Raw genomic sequence first — 15,905 nt, 5'->3', positions numbered from 1 at the left:
CGTCTTGTCGAGTATCCGTTCATCGTTTAGCTTCAACTTGACAGTACGAGTTACCGACATGCCAACCGAACAACAGGAGAACACATCATGGCCATCCAAGGCCCCATCCCCGTCAGCTTCGATCTGGTCTTCCCGCACGGCTGCTACGTCGTCGGTGAGGTCGAGCAGGTCAAGGACTTCACCGCCTCGACCGGCGGGCGCACGGTCTACGCCAAGGACAAGACCACCGGCGAACTCGTCTGGCAGGTCGCCGTCATGGACGCAGACCCGACCCTCAAGGCCACTCAGAAGACGGTGGCGGTCAAGATCCTGTCCCCGGTCCAGCCCGTTCCTCCACCCTCGCTGCCCAACATGCCGTTCGTGCCGATCGAGTTCGACGGCATGACCGCCACCGCCTACGTCGCCGAGAAGACCGGCCGCCTGGCCTGGTCCCTGCGGGCAACGGTGATGCGGGCTCCCCGAACCGCTGCGGTCAAGGCTTCGGCAGGTAAGGACGTGGCCGCGTGAGTGAGCACAAGCCCTACACCTACGTCACCGCGTCGATCCGCGAAGGCGTCACCCGGTTCGATGTCTCCTTCTGCACCTCGGAGGTGTCGGCCAAGGCGTTCGGGGGCGACGGGGAGCGGCCGTTCCTGACCCTGTCCAGCACTGAGGCACAGATGACGGTCACCACCACAGGCGGCGGGCCGGTCACCGAACGGGACGTGAACCTCGCGCGGGAGATCTTCACCGCTGCCGCGCGCTACCTGGCCGACTGCGAGCGCCTGCACACCGAACAGTCCACCAATCCCCACCAGGCCGACGAGTCCGAGCAGGGCAAGGCGGCCTGACACGAAGCGGGGCCGCTGGAACTGGCATTCCGGCGGCCCCTCGGTTCTCCCCAGACAGCACATCAAGAGAGGGCTCAAGCCTAATGTTCAAAAAACTGCCCGGTGACGAGGCACGCACCCTCGTCTCCACCACCCCCGACACCGCCGTAGTGTTCCGCCCGGCCGTGGTCCGTACCCCGGCCATCCTCACCATCACGATCTTTCTGTGGCGTCTGCTGGCCGGAATGGTCCGGCTCATCTGGCGTCACCCGGTCGCTATGGCGCTGGTCGCCAGTCCGGTCGTGCTCGGTGTCCTGTACGGCTGGCGCGTCGCCCTGGTCGCCGTCACCGTTCCCCTCTCGCTCCTGGCCCCGTGGCCGTTCTTCGACCGGGCCTCGTTCGATCGCTGGATCGGCTGGCGCCTGCTGGCCTTCTGGCGGCTGGTGTGGATCTACCGGCGGCACTGGCAACCGGTGATGATCGTCTCCGGGCTCGGCCATCATCTCCAAGGCCGTGACTACCTGCCTCACCTCGTCGGCGTCTCCTGTACCTCCTGGGCGGATGTGGTCACGGTGAAGATGATCAGCGGACAGTCGGTCAAGGACTGGTCCGACCGCATCGACCACCTCGCCCACGGGTTCGGTGCCTCCTCCTGCCGGGTCGCCGTCGTGCGGGCTGGTCGTCTGCGGCTGACCTTTCCCCGCCGTGACCCGCTGGCCGTCCCCCTGCCGGCGGTTCCCCTCCCTGCGGTGGCGTCGGTGGGGCCGGTCGAGATCGGCAAGTGCGAGGACGGCTGCCCGTACCTGCTCAAGGTGCACGGGACGCACGTGCTGATCGCGGGCGCGACCGGAGCGGGTAAGGGCTCGTTCCTGTGGTCGGCCGTCCGTGGTCTGCTACCGGCGGTTCGGGCAGGCATCGTTGAGGTCTGGGCGTTGGACCCCAAGCGGATGGAGTTGTCCTACGGACGCGAGATCTTCGGAGATCGGTATGCCGCCGATCCGGCCGCGTGCGCCGATCTGCTGGAAGCCGCCGTGCGGATCATGCAGGAGCGGGCCGACCGCTACGCCGGACTCCAGCGCTCCCACACCCCCACCGTCGATGACCCGTTCGTCCTAGTCCTCGTTGACGAGGTGGCGTTCCTGACCGCCTACCAGTCCGACAAGGGTCTCAAGGTGCGCATCTCCGCCGCGCTGGCGACGCTGACCACCCAAGGCCGTGCGGTCGGGTTCGGCGTCATGGCGGCTCTCCAGGACCCGCGCAAAGAGGTCATGAACATCCGCAACCTGTTCCCCGACAAGATCGCACTCCGGCTGGATGAGTCCGAGCAGGTGGACATGGTCCTCGGTGACGGCGCTCGGGATCGCGGCGCGCTGGCTGATCACATCTCCCCGATCCCCGACCAAGGCGCGGGTGTCGCCTACGTACGGCTGGAGACCTCACCCGATCCGATCCGGGTCCGCGCCGCGTACGTCTCCGATGCCGACATCCGCGCCATGGCGGCCCTGGTGACCGGCGACACCCTGCCGATCGAGATGAACGGGGCGGCCTGATGAGAATCATCCTGCACGGCACCCCAGCCGAGATCGAGGGTCTTCCCCTCCGGCGGCTGCGGACCTTCGACGGTTCCGATCTCGCCGAAGTGACGGTGATCGTCGACCTCGACTCCGCGCGGCTGCGCAAACACCCCTACCACGACGCCTACCGGCTGTGCGCGGACCTGATCGACCCGAAGGGGGCCATGTGACCGACACCCCCGTCCACCCGTCCACTCCCTCGACCGACACCTCGCCGAACGGCTCTGATCGCACCCTGCCCCGCCTGGTTCGTGACACCCTGCCTGTCGCCCTGGACGTGGCCATCGAGGTGGCCAAGCTCAACGGCGTGTGCATCCGCCCGATCGAGATGCGGCGCCTGGACACCCACACCGGCACGGTCGAGCCGTTCGACATCCCCTGTGGCACCACGCAAGAGGCCAAGTGTCCGCCGTGCGCCAAGCGCAATCAGCAGTTGCGCCGGGCGCAATGCCGGGAAGGCTGGCACCTCGGCCATGAGCCCATCGCCGAACCCCACCCCTCCACCGATGATCAGCGGTGGTTGATCGAGTTCCGGGCCGACGTGCAGGCCAAGCGTGACGAGGCCGAACGAGATGGGGAAGAGGTCGCCGACTGGGACGAGGCGATAGCTGGGATCGATGCGGAGATCAACGCAGCTGGGATGCGGGGCAACGTCCTGGGTGGCCGGGCGACCCCGAAGCGCTCGCGTTCGACGAGGCGGCGCCAGGATGCGCCGGACCTGCCCAAGCGGGCCAAGCAGGACACCACCCTCGGCCGGACCTTCATCGCCCCCGACGGCAGGGTCTACCGGCCGTCGCTGTTCGTCACCCTCACCCTGCCCTCGTACGGCAAGATCCGCTCCGGCCTGGGCGTGCCGGTCGATCCGAGCAGCTACGACTACGCTCGTGCGGCTCGCGATGCCCTGCACTTCTCCAAGCTGGTCGATCGGTTCGTGCAGAACCTTCGCCGGGTGGCCGGCTACGACGTCCAGTACTTCGCCACCGTCGAACCACAGAAACGGCTCGCCCCTCACCTACACATGGCCATCCGCGGGACCATGCCCCGCGCGGAGATCAAGGCGATTGCCGCCGCGACCTATCACCAGGTGTGGTGGCCCTCGGTCGATGAAGTCCGTTTCGATGCAGACCACCTGCCGGTCTGGGCAGAGCGGGCCGAACGCGCTGAGCCCTACCCAGACGGACAGAGCGGTGACTACCTCGACCCCGCCACCGGCGAACTCCTGCTCACCTGGGACGAGGCGCTCGACCAGCTCGACCAGGACGACGAGGCCGAACCCCTGCACGTGGTCCGCTTCGGCCCGCAAGTCGATGTTCAGGGCATCGTCGCCGGATCACCGGACGCGCACAAGCGCATCGGCTACCTCACCAAGTACCTGACCAAGAACCTCGGCGACACCCTCGACCCCGACGACCCCACCACCGACGACCTCGCCCGTCGTGACCACGCCGTTCGGATGGTCGAAGCGCTCCGCTACGAACCCTGCTCGCCGACGTGTGCGAACTGGCTCCGCTATGGGATTCAGCCCAAAGGCGCCAAAGCCGGGATGCTGCCGGGCCGGTGCAAAGGCAAGGCACACAAGGCCGAACACCTCGGCTACGCGGGCCGTCGCGTCCTGGTCTCCCGCAAGTGGTCCAACAAGACCCTCCGCGAACACAAGCAAGACCGCCGGGCCTGGGTCCTCGACATGCTCGGCCTACCCGACGACACCGTGACCGACTCCCATCGCTACGTGTGGCGACCGGTCTCGACCAGCGACCCCAACCGCACCCCACTGGCCAAACGGCTGCTACGCGGCGTCGCCGACCGCCACCGCACCAAAGCACGCCTGGCCGAACTCCAGGCCAGAGCGGACGGCATCCCCGTTCCAGATCTTTCGGCAACTCCGGCCCTGGGGGTGGCGGCATGACCAGGAAGACCAGGCAAGAAACCGTCTCGCTCCTCCCGGAGCTGGCACGGGGCCGGTTGCTCACCGTGGAAGAGGCGGCCGAACGGCTCAACACCACCCCCCGTTTCCCCCGTCGCCTGATCGAAGAACGCCGCATCGCCTTCATCCACGTCGGACGAAACGTCCGTATCCCCGAAGCGGCCTTAGAGGCGTTCATCGCTGCCGGGCTGGTCGAACCGATCACCACCACACGCCGCAGGAGGGCTGCCTGATGGGAGAACGCCGGAAGTTTGGCAACATCCGCAAGCTCCCTTCCGGGCGCTTCCAGGCGCGCTACAAGGGGCCTGACGGCGTGTTCTACACCGCCCCCGAGACCTTCGGCAACAAGACCGATGCGGACAACTGGCTCGTTCTCAGAGAGTCGGAGATCCTGCGGAAGGACTGGACCGCCCCCGACGCTGGAAAGATCCGTTTCGGCACCTTCGCTACCGAGTGGATAGATGATCGTGTGCTCAAGCACCGGACGGAAGTGCTTTACCGGGGCCTGCTCAAGAACCATCTCTCCCCGACTTTCGGCAACTGCTACCTCTCCGACATCAAAGAGGCCGACGTACGGCGTTGGCGCAAGGAACGGCTCGGCGTCGTCGGACAGTCCACCGTGGCCAAGGCTTACCAGCTACTCAAGTCGATCATGGGCACGGCCGTGGAGGATGAACTGATCCGCCGTAATCCGTGCCGGATCAAGGGCGCCGGGATGCCGAGCACCCCGGAACGGGAGATGATCCCGCTGACCAAGGTCGTGGAGATCGTGACGGCGGTCCCCGATCGCTATCGGGCGCTCGTGCTGCTGGGCACCTTCGCGAGCCTGCGATGGAGCGAGCTGGCCGGGCTCCGCCGTACACACCTCGACCTTGATCAGGGAGTGCTTCGGGTCGCCGGTGCGCTGGTCGAGATCGGCGGTGGCAAGGTGCTGGACGAGACGCCCAAGTCGCGAGCCGGTCGGCGGATGGTGTCCATTCCCCCGGAGATCATTCCGGACCTGCGGGTACACCTGGAGATGTTCGCGGAGCCGGAGGAGAACGGGCGCGTTTTCACCGGCCCCAACGGCGGGCCTTTGAAGCACTCGGGATTTCGCCGGACGTGGAACAGGGTCCGTGTGGCTGTCGGGCTCCCCGATCTTCATTTTCATGATCTCCGCCACGTCGGCAACACCTTGGCCGCTTCCAGCGGAGCGAGTCTCAAAGAGCTGATGTCCCGTATGGGGCACTCCTCGACGCGGGCGGCGCTGATCTACCAGCACGCCAGTCAGGACCGGGACAAGGCCATCGCGGAGGCTCTGGGCAAGGCACTCAAGGTGGCGCAGAAGACGGCCAGTGGCACGCGGGTGGCACGAAAAGGCAAAAAGCCCGCTTAACGATCAAAGGGCCAGGTCACCGGATGCCGGTTGACCTGGCCCTCTATCACGAGCCGACGAGGGGAATCGAACCCCTGACCTACAGTTTACAAGACTGTCGCTCTGCCGATTGAGCTACGTCGGCATGGTCGCCAGACGATTGTAGTCGGCTCAAGCCTCACACGTCACCGAGGTATGCCGCGACGATTGCGAACCGTTAGGAACGACGCTTGCGGGCGACCTCGTAAAGGGCGATGCCGGCGGCGACGCCCGCGTTGAGGGACTCGGCCGCGGCGTGCATCGGGATGCGGACGACCAGGTCGCAGGACTCGCGGACCAGGCGGGACAGGCCCTTGCCCTCGGAGCCCACGACGACGACCAGCGGGCCGTCGAGGAGGTTGGCCTCGCCGATGTCGACCTTGCCCTCGCCGTCCAGGCCGATCACGAACAGGCCCGCCTCCCGGTACTCCCGCAGGGTGGCGGTGAGGTTGGCCGCGCGGGCGACCGTCAGGGTGGCCAGCGTGCCCGCCGAGGTCTTCCAGGCACCACCGGTGACACCGGCCGAGCGGCGGGAGGGGACGACCAGGCCGTGGGCGCCGAAGGCGGTGGCCGAGCGGGCGATGGCACCCAGGTTGCGAGGGTCGGTGACACCGTCGAGGGCGACGATCAGCGGCACCTCCGCGGCGTCCTGGGCGATCCGCACCAGATCGTCGGGGTGGGCGTAGTCGTACGCCGGGATCTGCAGGGCGATGCCCTGGTGGATCCCCCCCTCGGTGAGTCGGTCCAGCTTCTCCCGCCCGACCTCCAGCATCGCGATGCCGCGGTCGGCGGCGATGCGGACCGCCTCCTTGACGCGGTCGTCGTTGTCGATGCGCAGGGCCACGTAGAGCGTGCTGGCCGGGACTCCGGCCCGCAGCGCCTCGACCACGGGGTTGCGCCCGCCGATGTGCTCGGGCGCGTCGTCGCTCCGCCTCGGACGAGCCGAGGTACGCGGGGAGGCGGACCTGCCGGTCTTCTCCTCGCGCTCGATCCGCTCGGCGCGCGCCTTGTCCTTGTGCCAGTGCCGCATGTGCGCCGGCGGGGTGGCCCCCCTGCCCTCCAGGCCTCGGCGGACGTTGCCGCCGGTGCCCTTGGTCGGACTCTTCTTCTTCGCGGGTCGCCCGGACCCTTTACCCCCACCAGCCATGGTCTATAGCGTACGGCCTGGTTTTACCGCGAGAGTTCCCAGCGAGGGCCCTGGGGGGTGTCCTCGACGTGGATCCCGGCCCGGGAAAGCTGGTCACGGATGCCGTCGGCCGCCGAGAAGTCCCTGCGTGCCCGCGCCGCCTGCCGCTGCTCCAGGGCGACGGCGACCAGCGCGTCGACGGTCGCCCGCATGCCGGTCTCGCTGCCCGTGGAGCGCCACTGCTCCGAGCGCGGGTCGAGGCCGAGGACGTCGAGCATGTTCTGCGTCTCGGCGAGCAACCTGGCGACCTGCTCCTTGTTGCCCTGGGCCAGCGCGACGTTGCCCTCGCGGACCACCTCGTGCACCACGGCGAGCGCCTGGGGGGTGCCCAGGTCGTCGTCGAGAGCCTCGGAAAAGGCCACCGGGAGCGGCGCGTGCGCGTCGACGTCGTGGATGACCTCGGCCGCGCGGGTGACGAAGCCCTCGATGCGCTGGTAGGCCGTGGCGGCCTCGAAGAGCGCCTCCTCGGAGTATTCGATCGAGGAACGGTAGTGCGGGGCCGCCAGGTAGTAGCGGAGCTCGACCGGGCGGACCTTCTTGGTGACCTCGGGGATCAGTAGGGAGTTACCGAGCGACTTGCTCATCTTCTCCGCGCCGATCTTGAGCATGCCGTTGTGCATCCAGTAGCGGGCGAAGCCGTCGCCGGCCGCCTGGGACTGGGTCAGCTCGTTCTCGTGGTGCGGGAAGATCAGGTCGACGCCACCACCGTGGATGTCGAAGGTCGAGCCGAGATACTTCGTCGCCATGGCCGAGCACTCCAGGTGCCAGCCGGGGCGGCCTCGGCCCCACGGGGTCGGCCAGGTCGGCTCGCCGGGCTTCTCGCCCTTCCAGAGCGCGAAGTCACGCGGGTCGCGCTTGCCGGAGTCGGTCTCGGTGTCACCCGCGGCCCGCATGTTCTGCAGCTTCTGGTTGGAGAGCGATCCGTACCGGTCGGCGTAGGACATGACGTCGAAGTAGACGTCGCCACCGGAGGCATAGGCGTGGCCGACGGCGATCAGCCGGTCCATCAGCTCGATCATCTCGGGCACATGGCCGGTGGCCCGTGGCTCGACGGTCGGAGGCAGGCAACCCAGCACCTCGTAGGCCCAGGTGAAGGCCCTCTGGTTACGCTCGGCGACGGCGAACCACGGCACGTTCTCCGCCGCCGCGACCCTGATGATCTTGTCATCGATGTCGGTGACGTTGCGGCAGAAGGTCACCTCGTAGCCTGACCTGATCATCCAGCGGCGGAGCACGTCGAAGTTGACGCCCGAGCGGATGTGCCCGATGTGCGGGGGAGCCTGCACGGTGGCACCACACAGGTAGATCGAGGCCCGGCCGGGTTCGACCGGGACGAATTCGCGGACGGCGCGTACGCTGGTGTCGTATAGCTGCAGGCTCACGAGGGCAAGGCTAATACCTCACCTCCCCTCACAAGCCAGGTTGCGGGACGTTGAAGACACCCACTAGGGGATTTTCTGACCATTAGTGGTGAATGTCCCCCAGTCAGCCCGTGAAAGAGCACCGGGTAGAAGACATACCCGGAAGCGATACGGACGATCATGCCGGGTGTCGATTCTGTAGGCTCGAAGAGCCATGGACGCCAAATCCCCCGCGGCGGCAGACCCGCTCTCCCGCCCGTCCCCGCCCCTGACCGCCGCCGAACCGAGCAGGACGGTCCTCGCCCTGCGCCGCGCCGGGATCGCCGTCGCCGGAGTCGGCGTGGCCGCCCTCACCGCCGCGGCCTGCGTGCTCTCCTTCGAGGACCTGCGCGCCCTCGCCCTGGCGGGCAGAGCGCCCGCCGACCTCGCGTACCTCTACCCCGCCGCCTTCGACGCACTGCTCGTCGTCGCGATGATCGGTGTGCTGCTGCTGAGGGGCGGCTGGTGGCCGGTACGGCTGCAGGCGGGGGTGGTCCTGACGCTGCTGTTCGCCGGCGCGGCCGCCGCCGAGGTGGCCACCGCCATGCGGATGGCGGTGGACGAGCAACGGGCGGCCGTCGTGGTCGCCGTCGCCCCCTGGGTGATGCTGATCCTGGCCCTCTGGCTCTGGCTCCTGCTGATCAAGCACGCCGCCGCCAGGCGTGCCGTGACCGACGCGAGCCTGGCCGGCCGGATCACCTCTGAGCACGACATCGTGCCGTTCCCCGAGGCGGACCGGCCGTCCTCGGAGCATCCGGGCGCGCCGGACCGCGAGGAGCGCCGGCAGGGGCCTGGCCACCCCGGGCAGTTGGTGCACCACCCCGCGGCCGAGATCATGCTCGATCCGCACGCCGCCCCTCCGCTGGAGACGGTCCCGCACCACGACCTCCCGACGGGAGAGCCTGTGGTCGGCCCCACCGCGGCGCCGGAGACCCCCGAGGTCGCCGACCTCCCGCAGGGCCCCCCGCCTCCGCGGAGGGCCGCGGCTCCCCGGCAGGGAAAGCCGATGCGCTGGGGTGACCTGGTCCGGCCCCGCCAGGGCGATCTGCTCGTTCACCCGCCCCATCCCGGCCTGCGAGCCACCGAGGAGGAGCCGGGAGGCGAGAGCAGGGTCAGCGAGCGGGTGGAGACCTGGGGCACCGACGCCGGCCTCCCCCGGGAGCGGAAGGCCCGGACGAGCGAAGCCGATACGGCCGAGGCCGGCCCGCCCGACACGGCTCGACGCGACACGGACGAGGTTAGCGAGCGCGACGCCGACACCCAGCCGATCCTCGCCGTGCGGGATCGGGCGGCGAACGTCACGCCCGGCGGGACGGCGACGGAGGTGACCGCGGCGGCGGCGAAGGCGGATGCCACGGGCAGGAGAGCCGGCGGCTCACCCGACCCCGCGCACGGCGCCGAGGCCGCCGAGACCGGGGAGGAGGCCCAGGCGAACCAGGAGGACGGCACCGCGGCTCCTCCCTCCGGGCGGATGCGCAGCACGCCCGTCCCGCCCGGCGAGTGAGGGGCGAAAGTTTGACCACGCCCGCATGACCCCCTGACCGGATCCGGGGAACGAAGCCGGCGTGACGAAGTGCTGGGTGAAGGCCTCCGATGACAGCGGCTTTCCGGTGCGGAACCTGCCCTTCGGGGTTTTCTCGCGCCGCGGCGAGTTCCCCCGTGTCGGCGTGGCGATCAGCGACCAGGTACTGGATCTGGGCCTGCTGGCGGAGACCGGGGTGCTGAAGGGCTCGCGCTGGTTCGCCTCCGGCACCCTCAACGCGTTTCTGTCCGCGGGACCGCGGATCTGGCAGGAGGTCAGGGAGCGGTTGATCCATCTGCTCACCGAGCCGTCATGCCGCCCGGTGGTGATGCCCGCGCTCATCCCGATGGTCGAGGTGCTGATGCACCTGCCGTTCCACGTGGCGGACCTGATCCGCTTCCAGTCGTCCATCGAGCACGAGACGAACCTGGGCCGGATGTTCCGGCCTCCCGGCGATCCGCTGCCGCGCAACTGGCCGCGGATGCCCATCGGACAGTACGGCAGGGCGTCGAGCGTGGTGGTCTCCGGCACTCCGGTCGTGCGCCCGTCAGGCCAGCTCCGGGGCCTGGGAGGAGCTGACCCGGTATTCGGGCCGTCCACTCAGCTGGATCTCTCCGCCGAGATCGGCTACGTGGTCGGCGTCCCCTCAACCCCGCCGCACGCGCTGGGAACCCAGGCGTTCGAGGACCACGTCTTCGGAGTGGTGGTGGTCAACAGCTGGCGGGCCCAGGACATCATCGCCTGGGAGAGCACACCGCTCGGGCCGTTTCTCGGACGGTTCGCCACCTCGATCTCTCCGTGGGTGGTCCCGCTCGCGGCGCTGGAGCCGGCCCGGGTGGTGCCGCCCGCCCAGGACCCACCTCCGCCGCCCTATCTGCTGGCCAGGCGGCAGTGGGGCCTGAACCTCACCCTGCGGGTCGAGTTGAACGGCCGGCTCCTGTCGGAACCGCCGTTCGCCACCCAGTATTGGACCGGCCCGCAGCTATTCGCCCACACGGGTGTGAGCGGCGCCCCGCTGCGGACCGGCGATCTGCTCACCTCCGGACCGGTGTCAGGATCGGCCAGAAGCCAGTTCGGCACGCTGCTCGAACTGACCTGGAACGGCCGAGACCCGCTCGGCATGCCGGACGGAACCGAACGGATCTTCCTGGAGGACGGCGACATCGTGCGCGTCACCGCGAGCACCTCCGGCCCGGAGGGGGGTCAGCTGAGCCTCGGCGAGGTCACCGGAGTGGTCCGCCCCGCCGTCCGCTAGACGCTGTCCACCAGACGCTGTCCACCAGAGGCTGTTCGTCAGAGGCTGTTCGTCAGACCCTGGAGCGCTTGAGACCGGCGACCAGGCCGACACCGACGACTGCCAGACCCACCTGCATGACGAGTTCGATCCAGTCGATCCCGTCCGTGGTGACGACGCCGAGAACCTGGGCGATGGCGGTGCCGATGAGCGCCGCGACAATGCCGACGACGATGGTCAGAATCCATCCGATCGCCTGCCTACCGGGAAGCAGCAGGCGACCGATGGCGCCGATGACAGCGCCGATGACGATTGCTCCAAGAATGGACTCAATAGTCATTTCAACCTCCCAGTGAGGGTGAGACCTTCACTCTCACAGGGAGGTGACTACCCCCTATGTCATGGATATTCCCGTAAACAGCAAAAATTCGGTCAGTGCGACTTCCTCGCCTGCATCTGAACGACGAGGAGCACTCCGATCACGGCGAGCGCGAGTTGGATGAGGTGCTCCCACCAATTGATCCCCCGCGTGTTGGTCAGGCCGACCGATGCGGCGATGGCGGTGCCGATAAGCGCCGCGATGATGCCGACGATGAGCGTCAGGCCGATGCTCAGGTTCTGGCGCCCGGGAAGAATGAGGCGTGCCAGCGCGCCGATGATGGCGCCGATGATGATTGCGGAGACAATCGATCCGATCATGTCCGGCTCCCCCTGTCACGAGACACAGTCATCAGGGAGTTACCCAGCGCATTCATAGATCATCCCAAAAAGGGGTGGCCCGTACCGCGCCAGGAAACGAGCCACCGCCTCGATGTGGATTGACGGGCATTCCGCGCCGCCCGCCGGAACGTTTCCACGTTCCGCATGAGAAGACGTCCGACAACCGCTAGAGGTTCACCACGATCGCGGTCGCGATGGCCGCGACGCCCTCGCCTCGGCCGGTGAGGCCCAGCCCGTCGGTCGTGGTGGCACTGACGCTCACGGGGGCGCCCACGGCCGCGCTGAGGGCCTTCTCGGCCTCGACGCGACGGGGGGCCATCTTGGGCCGGTTACCGATCACTTGGACGGCCACGTTGCCGATCTCGAAGCCCGCGGCCCGCACCTGGCGAGCGGTCTCCTCCAGCAGGGCGGCACCCGAGGCACCGGCCCAGCGGGGATCGGACGTGCCGAACAGGCCCCCGAGGTCGCCGAGACCGGCCGCCGACAGCAGAGCGTCACAGGCCGCGTGAGCCGCGGCGTCACCGTCGGAGTGCCCGGCCAGGCCGGTCTCCCCGGGCCAGTGCAGGCCGGCGAGATGGAGCTCGCGGCCGGAAGCGAACGGGTGGACGTCGACTCCGACGCCCACCCGTGGAAATGTCTTGTTCAGGAGTTGAGAACCTCGTCCAGCAGGGCCTCGGCCTTGTCCTCATTGGTCTTTTCCGCGAGGGCGAGCTCGCTGACGAGGATCTGCCTGGCCTTGGCCAGCATTCGCTTCTCTCCCGCGGAAAGTCCGCGTTCCCTGTCTCGTCGCCACAGATCGCGAACGACCTCGGCGACCTTGTTGACATCACCGGACGCCAACTTCTCAAGGTTCGCCTTGTAGCGGCGGGACCAGTTCGTGGGCTCTTCGGTGTGAGGCATTCGAAGCACGTCGAAAACGCGCTCAAGGCCCTCTTGTCCGACTACATCGCGAACACCCACGAGTTCGGCGTTGTCAGCCGGCACCTGGACGGTAAGGTCGCCCTTGTCGACCTTAAGAACCAGGTAGGTCCTTTCCTCACCTTTGATGGTCCGGGTCGTGATCGCCTCGATCCGAGCAGCCCCATGGTGGGGGTAGACGACAGTGTCGCCGACCTGGAAAGTCATGTGACAAGTACCCCTTCCGCTGTACTCAAGAGTACCACGTATCCACAGCCTCCCGGAACAGTGAAATCACCATAACTGCAGGTCAAAGCCGCGTCTTATGACTTGACAAGTGCTCAAGTGTGTGAATCAAGGGGGCAAAAAGCACTTATGACCTGCGTTCCCCACCTCCGAATGATCAGGCAGGGCGAGGCGGAAGCCGGTAAACGTCGCCGATAGGGTTGGCCCTGCCCTACCTCATGCGTGACAAGGAGAACTCGCACCGTGACCCGCAACAGCCGTCACCGGGCGATCGCCGCCGCCGCGTCCCTCGCAGCCGCCCTGACTCTGGCCGGCTGTGGCGCCGGATCCGACGCGATCACCAACAAGCCCTACTCGCCGACCGAAGCCGTGACGCACAACGACAACAAGAAGGGCATCGACATCTCCCAGGCGTTCTTCCTGGGCCCCGACTCCGGCGGGTCACTGCCGGCGGGCACGGCCACGCCGCTCTACATGTCCCTGGTCAGCACCAAGGGCCCCGACCAGCTCGTCGGTCTCGGCGTCGACCCGGCCCTCGGCACGGCGAAGGTGACCGCGCCCGTGACGCTCCCCCAGAACCAGCGGGTGAACGTCGGCAAGCCGACACCCACGATCCTGATCGAGGGGCTGAAGAAGCCGCTCAAGGGCGGCGAGGGCATCCCGGTGCAGCTGCAGTTCGCCAACGCGGGGGTTGTGCAGCTCACGATCCCGGTCATCACCCGCAGCCGCGAGTTCACCGCCTATCCGCAGGTTCCCGGCGCCTCCGCGGCTCCCACGCCGCCCCCCACCCCCTCCGCCCCCGCCGAGGACGGGCAGGGGCACGGCCACTGACCACTCCCGGCGGCCTCACCCTGGTGGGCCGCCGGGCGACCACGGCTCCCGGGAGATCCGAATCCCCGGGAGCCGGTCATCGGATAAGGCCCGGCCCCGGTGACCGCCTCCGGACACGCCGAGGGGCCGTACGGCGCGGGCACGCCGTACGACCCCTCGGACCGTCCGGAGGCGCGTGCGAAGGCTCAGGCCTCCGCGGGGTCGAACTTGTAGCCCAGGCCCCGGACCGTGAGGATGCAGCGCGGGTTGGACGGGTCGGACTCGACCTTGGCCCGTAGCCGCTTGACGTGCACGTCCAGGGTCTTGGTGTCGCCCACGTAGTCGGCACCCCAGACCCGGTCGATGAGCTGGCCCCGGGTGAGCACCCGCCCGGCGTTGCGCAGCAGCACCTCCAGCAGCTCGAACTCCTTCAGGGGCAGCTGCACCGGCTCGCCCCGCACGGCGACGATGTGGCGGTCCACGTCCATCCGGACCGGACCGGCGGCCAGCACCGCCGGCTCCAGCTCCTCCACATCGCCCTGGCGGCGCAGCACCGCGCGGATGCGGGCCACCAACTCCCTGGAGGAGAAGGGCTTGGTGACGTAGTCGTCGGCGCCGAGCTCCAGCCCGACCACCTTGTCGATCTCGCTGTCCTTGGCGGTGAGCATGATGACGGGCACGTTGGAGCGCTGGCGGAGCGAGCGGCAGACCTCCGTCCCCGGCAGGCCGGGGAGCATCAGATCGAGCAGCACCAGGTCGGCGCCGTTCCGGTCGAAGGTCTCCAGCGCCTCCGGCCCTGTGGTGGCCACGGCCACCTCGAAGCCCTCCTTGCGCAGCATGTATGACAGAGCGTCGGAGAACGACTCTTCGTCCTCGACGACAAGCACGCGAGTCACTGCGCGGCCTCCAGGGGGATCGTGGTGGTAGCTGGTACTGCCACCGCCATGCCGCCGAAGGCGGGCAGGCGGAGGGTGAAGGTGGAGCCGGAGCCCTCCTTGCTCCACACCGTGACCGCCCCGTTGTGGGCGGCGGCCACGTGCTTGACGATGGCCAGGCCGAGGCCCGTGCCACCGGTCGCGCGCGAGCGTGCCGCGTCGACGCGGAAGAACCGCTCGAAAATTCGTTCCTGGGCGCTCTCGGGGATGCCGATGCCCTGGTCGCTCACGCTGATCTCGACGTATTCGGTGTTGGGGCCCGCCCCGCGGGCACTGACCACGACCCGGGTGTGCTCGGGGCTGTAGGCGACCGCGTTGTCGATGAGGTTGCGCAGGGCGGTGACGAGAAGCTCGTCGTCGCCCCATATCCGCAGGCCCTCGACGCCCCCGGAGACGAGGGTGATGTCCTTGGCCGCCGCGGTGGTGTTGCAGCGGTCGATGGCCTCGTGCACCGCCTCGTCGATCAGCACCGGGCCCGGAGTGGGGATGGGCTCGGCGCCCTGGATGCGGGAGAGGGTGATCAGGTCCTGGACGAGGTAGGTGAGCCGGGCCGCCTCATGCTGCATACGCCCGGCGAAGCGGGTGACCGCCTCGGGGTCGTCGGCGGCGTCCTGGATGGTCTCGGCCAGCAACGACATCGCGCCCACCGGCGTCTTGAGCTCGTGGCTCACGTTGGCCACGAAGTCGCGGCGGACCGCCTCGACGCGGCGGTGCTCGGTCTGGTCCTCGGCGAGGACCAGCACCTGACCGTAGGAGCCGAGCGGGGCGACCCGCACCGCGAAGTTGGTCGACTCCTGGCCGAACTTGTGGCCGGCCACCTCGATCTCGCTCTCGCGGATCTCGCCGTCCCTGCGTACCTTCCTGGCCAGCGCGAGCAGCTCGGCCGCCATCAGGTGCTCTCCCTTGACCAGGCCGAACGCGCGCGCCGCCGAACTGGCGCGCAGCACCCGGTCCTCCTTGTCGAGCACGACCGCCGAGGACGGCAGCACGGCCAGCACCGAGGCGACCCCGTGCGGAAGCGCGCCGGGCTCGACGCCGTCCACCGGTGTCATCCCGTCACGCCGTCCGTGGCTCTGCTGGCGGATGACCATCACAGCCAGCGCTCCCACGACGAAGCCGGCCAGCGCGGCCAGGCTCGCCATCAGCTCACTCACGTGGTCCTCCCGTAGGCTTCACGTTTTCGATGGTAGGCGGGGGTTTCCACGTTGGGGACGGCCCGGGGGTGGTGACAGCGGCCTTTCCCGCAAAGTTCACT

Annotated in this window: 18 protein-coding genes and 1 tRNA gene; 10 read left to right on the top strand and 9 right to left on the bottom strand. The window is 68.4% G+C overall.

Going from position 1 to position 15,905, the window contains the following annotated elements; genetic code table 11:
- The first annotated feature begins 87 nt into the window (after positions 1-87).
- From ACQP0P_RS06780 to ACQP0P_RS06750, 7 genes are all read left to right on the top strand, one after another.
- Positions 88-507 (top strand): plasmid replication, integration and excision activator, encoded by a 420-nt coding sequence (locus ACQP0P_RS06780; protein ID WP_433372391.1) that lies wholly within the window; start codon positions 88-90, stop codon positions 505-507.
- Entirely contained in the window at positions 504-830 is a 327-nt protein-coding gene (locus tag ACQP0P_RS06775) for a hypothetical protein (RefSeq protein WP_433372388.1), read from the top strand. The genes ACQP0P_RS06780 and ACQP0P_RS06775 overlap by 4 nt, the downstream gene beginning before the upstream one ends.
- Positions 831-913: 83 nt before the next feature.
- Complete coding sequence (locus ACQP0P_RS06770; RefSeq protein ID WP_433372385.1) at positions 914-2,359, top strand: FtsK/SpoIIIE domain-containing protein; 1,446 nt, start codon at positions 914-916, stop codon at positions 2,357-2,359.
- A complete protein-coding gene (locus ACQP0P_RS06765) occupies positions 2,359-2,553 on the top strand; it encodes a hypothetical protein (protein WP_433372383.1) in 195 nt (64 codons plus the stop codon). The genes ACQP0P_RS06770 and ACQP0P_RS06765 overlap by 1 nt, the downstream gene beginning before the upstream one ends.
- Positions 2,550-4,289 carry a replication initiator gene (locus tag ACQP0P_RS06760; RefSeq protein ID WP_433372380.1) on the top strand — a complete coding sequence of 580 codons (1,740 nt, stop codon included), beginning with the start codon at positions 2,550-2,552 and terminating at the stop codon, positions 4,287-4,289. The genes ACQP0P_RS06765 and ACQP0P_RS06760 overlap by 4 nt, the downstream gene beginning before the upstream one ends.
- A complete protein-coding gene (locus ACQP0P_RS06755) occupies positions 4,286-4,540 on the top strand; it encodes an excisionase family DNA-binding protein (RefSeq protein WP_433372377.1) in 255 nt (84 codons plus the stop codon). Before ACQP0P_RS06760 ends, ACQP0P_RS06755 begins: the two co-directional genes overlap by 4 nt.
- Complete coding sequence (locus tag ACQP0P_RS06750; protein WP_433372374.1) at positions 4,540-5,682, top strand: tyrosine-type recombinase/integrase; 1,143 nt, start codon at positions 4,540-4,542, stop codon at positions 5,680-5,682. Before ACQP0P_RS06755 ends, ACQP0P_RS06750 begins: the two co-directional genes overlap by 1 nt.
- 51 nt (positions 5,683-5,733) lie before the next feature.
- Here ACQP0P_RS06750 and ACQP0P_RS06745 read toward each other — a convergent pair.
- The 3 genes from ACQP0P_RS06745 to cysS all read right to left on the bottom strand — a co-directional run bounded on the left by ACQP0P_RS06745 (position 5,734) and on the right by cysS (position 8,268).
- A tRNA-Thr gene (locus ACQP0P_RS06745) sits at positions 5,734-5,806 on the bottom strand.
- Between the two features lie 72 nt (positions 5,807-5,878).
- A complete protein-coding gene (gene rlmB / locus ACQP0P_RS06740; protein ID WP_433372372.1) occupies positions 5,879-6,847 on the bottom strand; it encodes a 23S rRNA (guanosine(2251)-2'-O)-methyltransferase RlmB in 969 nt (322 codons plus the stop codon).
- A 23-nt stretch (positions 6,848-6,870) separates the two neighbouring features.
- The gene (gene cysS / locus ACQP0P_RS06735) at positions 6,871-8,268 is read right to left on the bottom strand and encodes a cysteine--tRNA ligase (RefSeq protein WP_433372369.1); all 1,398 of its coding nucleotides are present in this window, start codon (positions 8,266-8,268) and stop codon (positions 6,871-6,873) included.
- A 193-nt stretch (positions 8,269-8,461) separates the two neighbouring features.
- Here cysS and ACQP0P_RS06730 point away from each other — a divergent pair, with 193 nt between their 5' ends.
- Both ACQP0P_RS06730 and ACQP0P_RS06725 read left to right on the top strand, forming a co-directional pair.
- Entirely contained in the window at positions 8,462-9,790 is a 1,329-nt protein-coding gene (locus ACQP0P_RS06730; protein ID WP_433372366.1) for a hypothetical protein, read from the top strand.
- A 76-nt stretch (positions 9,791-9,866) separates the two neighbouring features.
- Complete coding sequence (locus ACQP0P_RS06725) at positions 9,867-11,063, top strand: fumarylacetoacetate hydrolase family protein (protein WP_433372364.1); 1,197 nt, start codon at positions 9,867-9,869, stop codon at positions 11,061-11,063.
- A 52-nt stretch (positions 11,064-11,115) separates the two neighbouring features.
- Here the strand turns inward: ACQP0P_RS06725 and ACQP0P_RS06720 are convergent, their stop codons facing one another.
- The 4 genes from ACQP0P_RS06720 to ACQP0P_RS06705 all read right to left on the bottom strand — a co-directional run bounded on the left by ACQP0P_RS06720 (position 11,116) and on the right by ACQP0P_RS06705 (position 12,887).
- On the bottom strand, positions 11,116-11,382 hold the full coding sequence (locus tag ACQP0P_RS06720) for a GlsB/YeaQ/YmgE family stress response membrane protein (protein WP_433372361.1): 267 nt from the start codon (positions 11,380-11,382) through the stop codon (positions 11,116-11,118).
- Between the two features lie 92 nt (positions 11,383-11,474).
- Positions 11,475-11,741, bottom strand: a complete 267-nt coding sequence (locus ACQP0P_RS06715; protein ID WP_355561110.1) for a GlsB/YeaQ/YmgE family stress response membrane protein — start codon at positions 11,739-11,741, stop codon at positions 11,475-11,477.
- A 187-nt stretch (positions 11,742-11,928) separates the two neighbouring features.
- Complete coding sequence (ispF, locus tag ACQP0P_RS06710; RefSeq protein ID WP_030924407.1) at positions 11,929-12,387, bottom strand: 2-C-methyl-D-erythritol 2,4-cyclodiphosphate synthase; 459 nt, start codon at positions 12,385-12,387, stop codon at positions 11,929-11,931.
- Between the two features lie 17 nt (positions 12,388-12,404).
- Positions 12,405-12,887, bottom strand: coding sequence for a CarD family transcriptional regulator (locus ACQP0P_RS06705; RefSeq protein WP_030924410.1), 483 nt, complete (start codon positions 12,885-12,887; stop codon positions 12,405-12,407).
- A gap of 261 nt (positions 12,888-13,148) precedes the next feature.
- Between ACQP0P_RS06705 and ACQP0P_RS06700 the strand changes: the two genes are divergently transcribed.
- The gene (locus ACQP0P_RS06700; RefSeq protein ID WP_433372357.1) at positions 13,149-13,736 is read left to right on the top strand and encodes a copper chaperone PCu(A)C; all 588 of its coding nucleotides are present in this window, start codon (positions 13,149-13,151) and stop codon (positions 13,734-13,736) included.
- A 185-nt stretch (positions 13,737-13,921) separates the two neighbouring features.
- Here ACQP0P_RS06700 and ACQP0P_RS06695 read toward each other — a convergent pair whose 3' ends face one another.
- Both ACQP0P_RS06695 and ACQP0P_RS06690 read right to left on the bottom strand, forming a co-directional pair.
- Positions 13,922-14,611, bottom strand: coding sequence for a response regulator (locus ACQP0P_RS06695; protein WP_433372355.1), 690 nt, complete (start codon positions 14,609-14,611; stop codon positions 13,922-13,924).
- Positions 14,608-15,792: a sensor histidine kinase gene (locus tag ACQP0P_RS06690; protein ID WP_433381724.1), complete on the bottom strand. Its 1,185-nt coding sequence runs from the start codon at positions 15,790-15,792 to the stop codon at positions 14,608-14,610. Before ACQP0P_RS06690 ends, ACQP0P_RS06695 begins: the two co-directional genes overlap by 4 nt.
- Between the last annotated feature and the right edge of the window lie 113 nt (positions 15,793-15,905).

Source organism: Streptosporangium sp. CA-115845, from assembly GCF_050943795.1.
Taxonomy (GTDB): Bacteria; Actinomycetota; Actinomycetes; order Streptosporangiales; family Streptosporangiaceae; genus Streptosporangium.
This window is presented reverse-complemented; position numbering and strand designations above follow the sequence as displayed.

Coding starts and splice junctions, on each gene's coding strand:
- ACQP0P_RS06780 (WP_433372391.1), top strand. CDS start 88: ATGGCCATCCAAGGCCCCATCCCCGTCAGCTTCGATCTGGTCTTCCCG.
- ACQP0P_RS06770 (WP_433372385.1), top strand. CDS start 914: ATGTTCAAAAAACTGCCCGGTGACGAGGCACGCACCCTCGTCTCCACC.
- ACQP0P_RS06765 (WP_433372383.1), top strand. CDS start 2,359: ATGAGAATCATCCTGCACGGCACCCCAGCCGAGATCGAGGGTCTTCCC.
- ACQP0P_RS06755 (WP_433372377.1), top strand. CDS start 4,286: ATGACCAGGAAGACCAGGCAAGAAACCGTCTCGCTCCTCCCGGAGCTG.
- ACQP0P_RS06750 (WP_433372374.1), top strand. CDS start 4,540: ATGGGAGAACGCCGGAAGTTTGGCAACATCCGCAAGCTCCCTTCCGGG.
- rlmB (WP_433372372.1), bottom strand. CDS start 6,847: ATGGCTGGTGGGGGTAAAGGGTCCGGGCGACCCGCGAAGAAGAAGAGT.
- ACQP0P_RS06730 (WP_433372366.1), top strand. CDS start 8,462: ATGGACGCCAAATCCCCCGCGGCGGCAGACCCGCTCTCCCGCCCGTCC.
- ACQP0P_RS06720 (WP_433372361.1), bottom strand. CDS start 11,382: ATGACTATTGAGTCCATTCTTGGAGCAATCGTCATCGGCGCTGTCATC.
- ACQP0P_RS06715 (WP_355561110.1), bottom strand. CDS start 11,741: ATGATCGGATCGATTGTCTCCGCAATCATCATCGGCGCCATCATCGGC.
- ACQP0P_RS06705 (WP_030924410.1), bottom strand. CDS start 12,887: ATGACTTTCCAGGTCGGCGACACTGTCGTCTACCCCCACCATGGGGCT.
- ACQP0P_RS06690 (WP_433381724.1), bottom strand. CDS start 15,792: ATGGCGAGCCTGGCCGCGCTGGCCGGCTTCGTCGTGGGAGCGCTGGCT.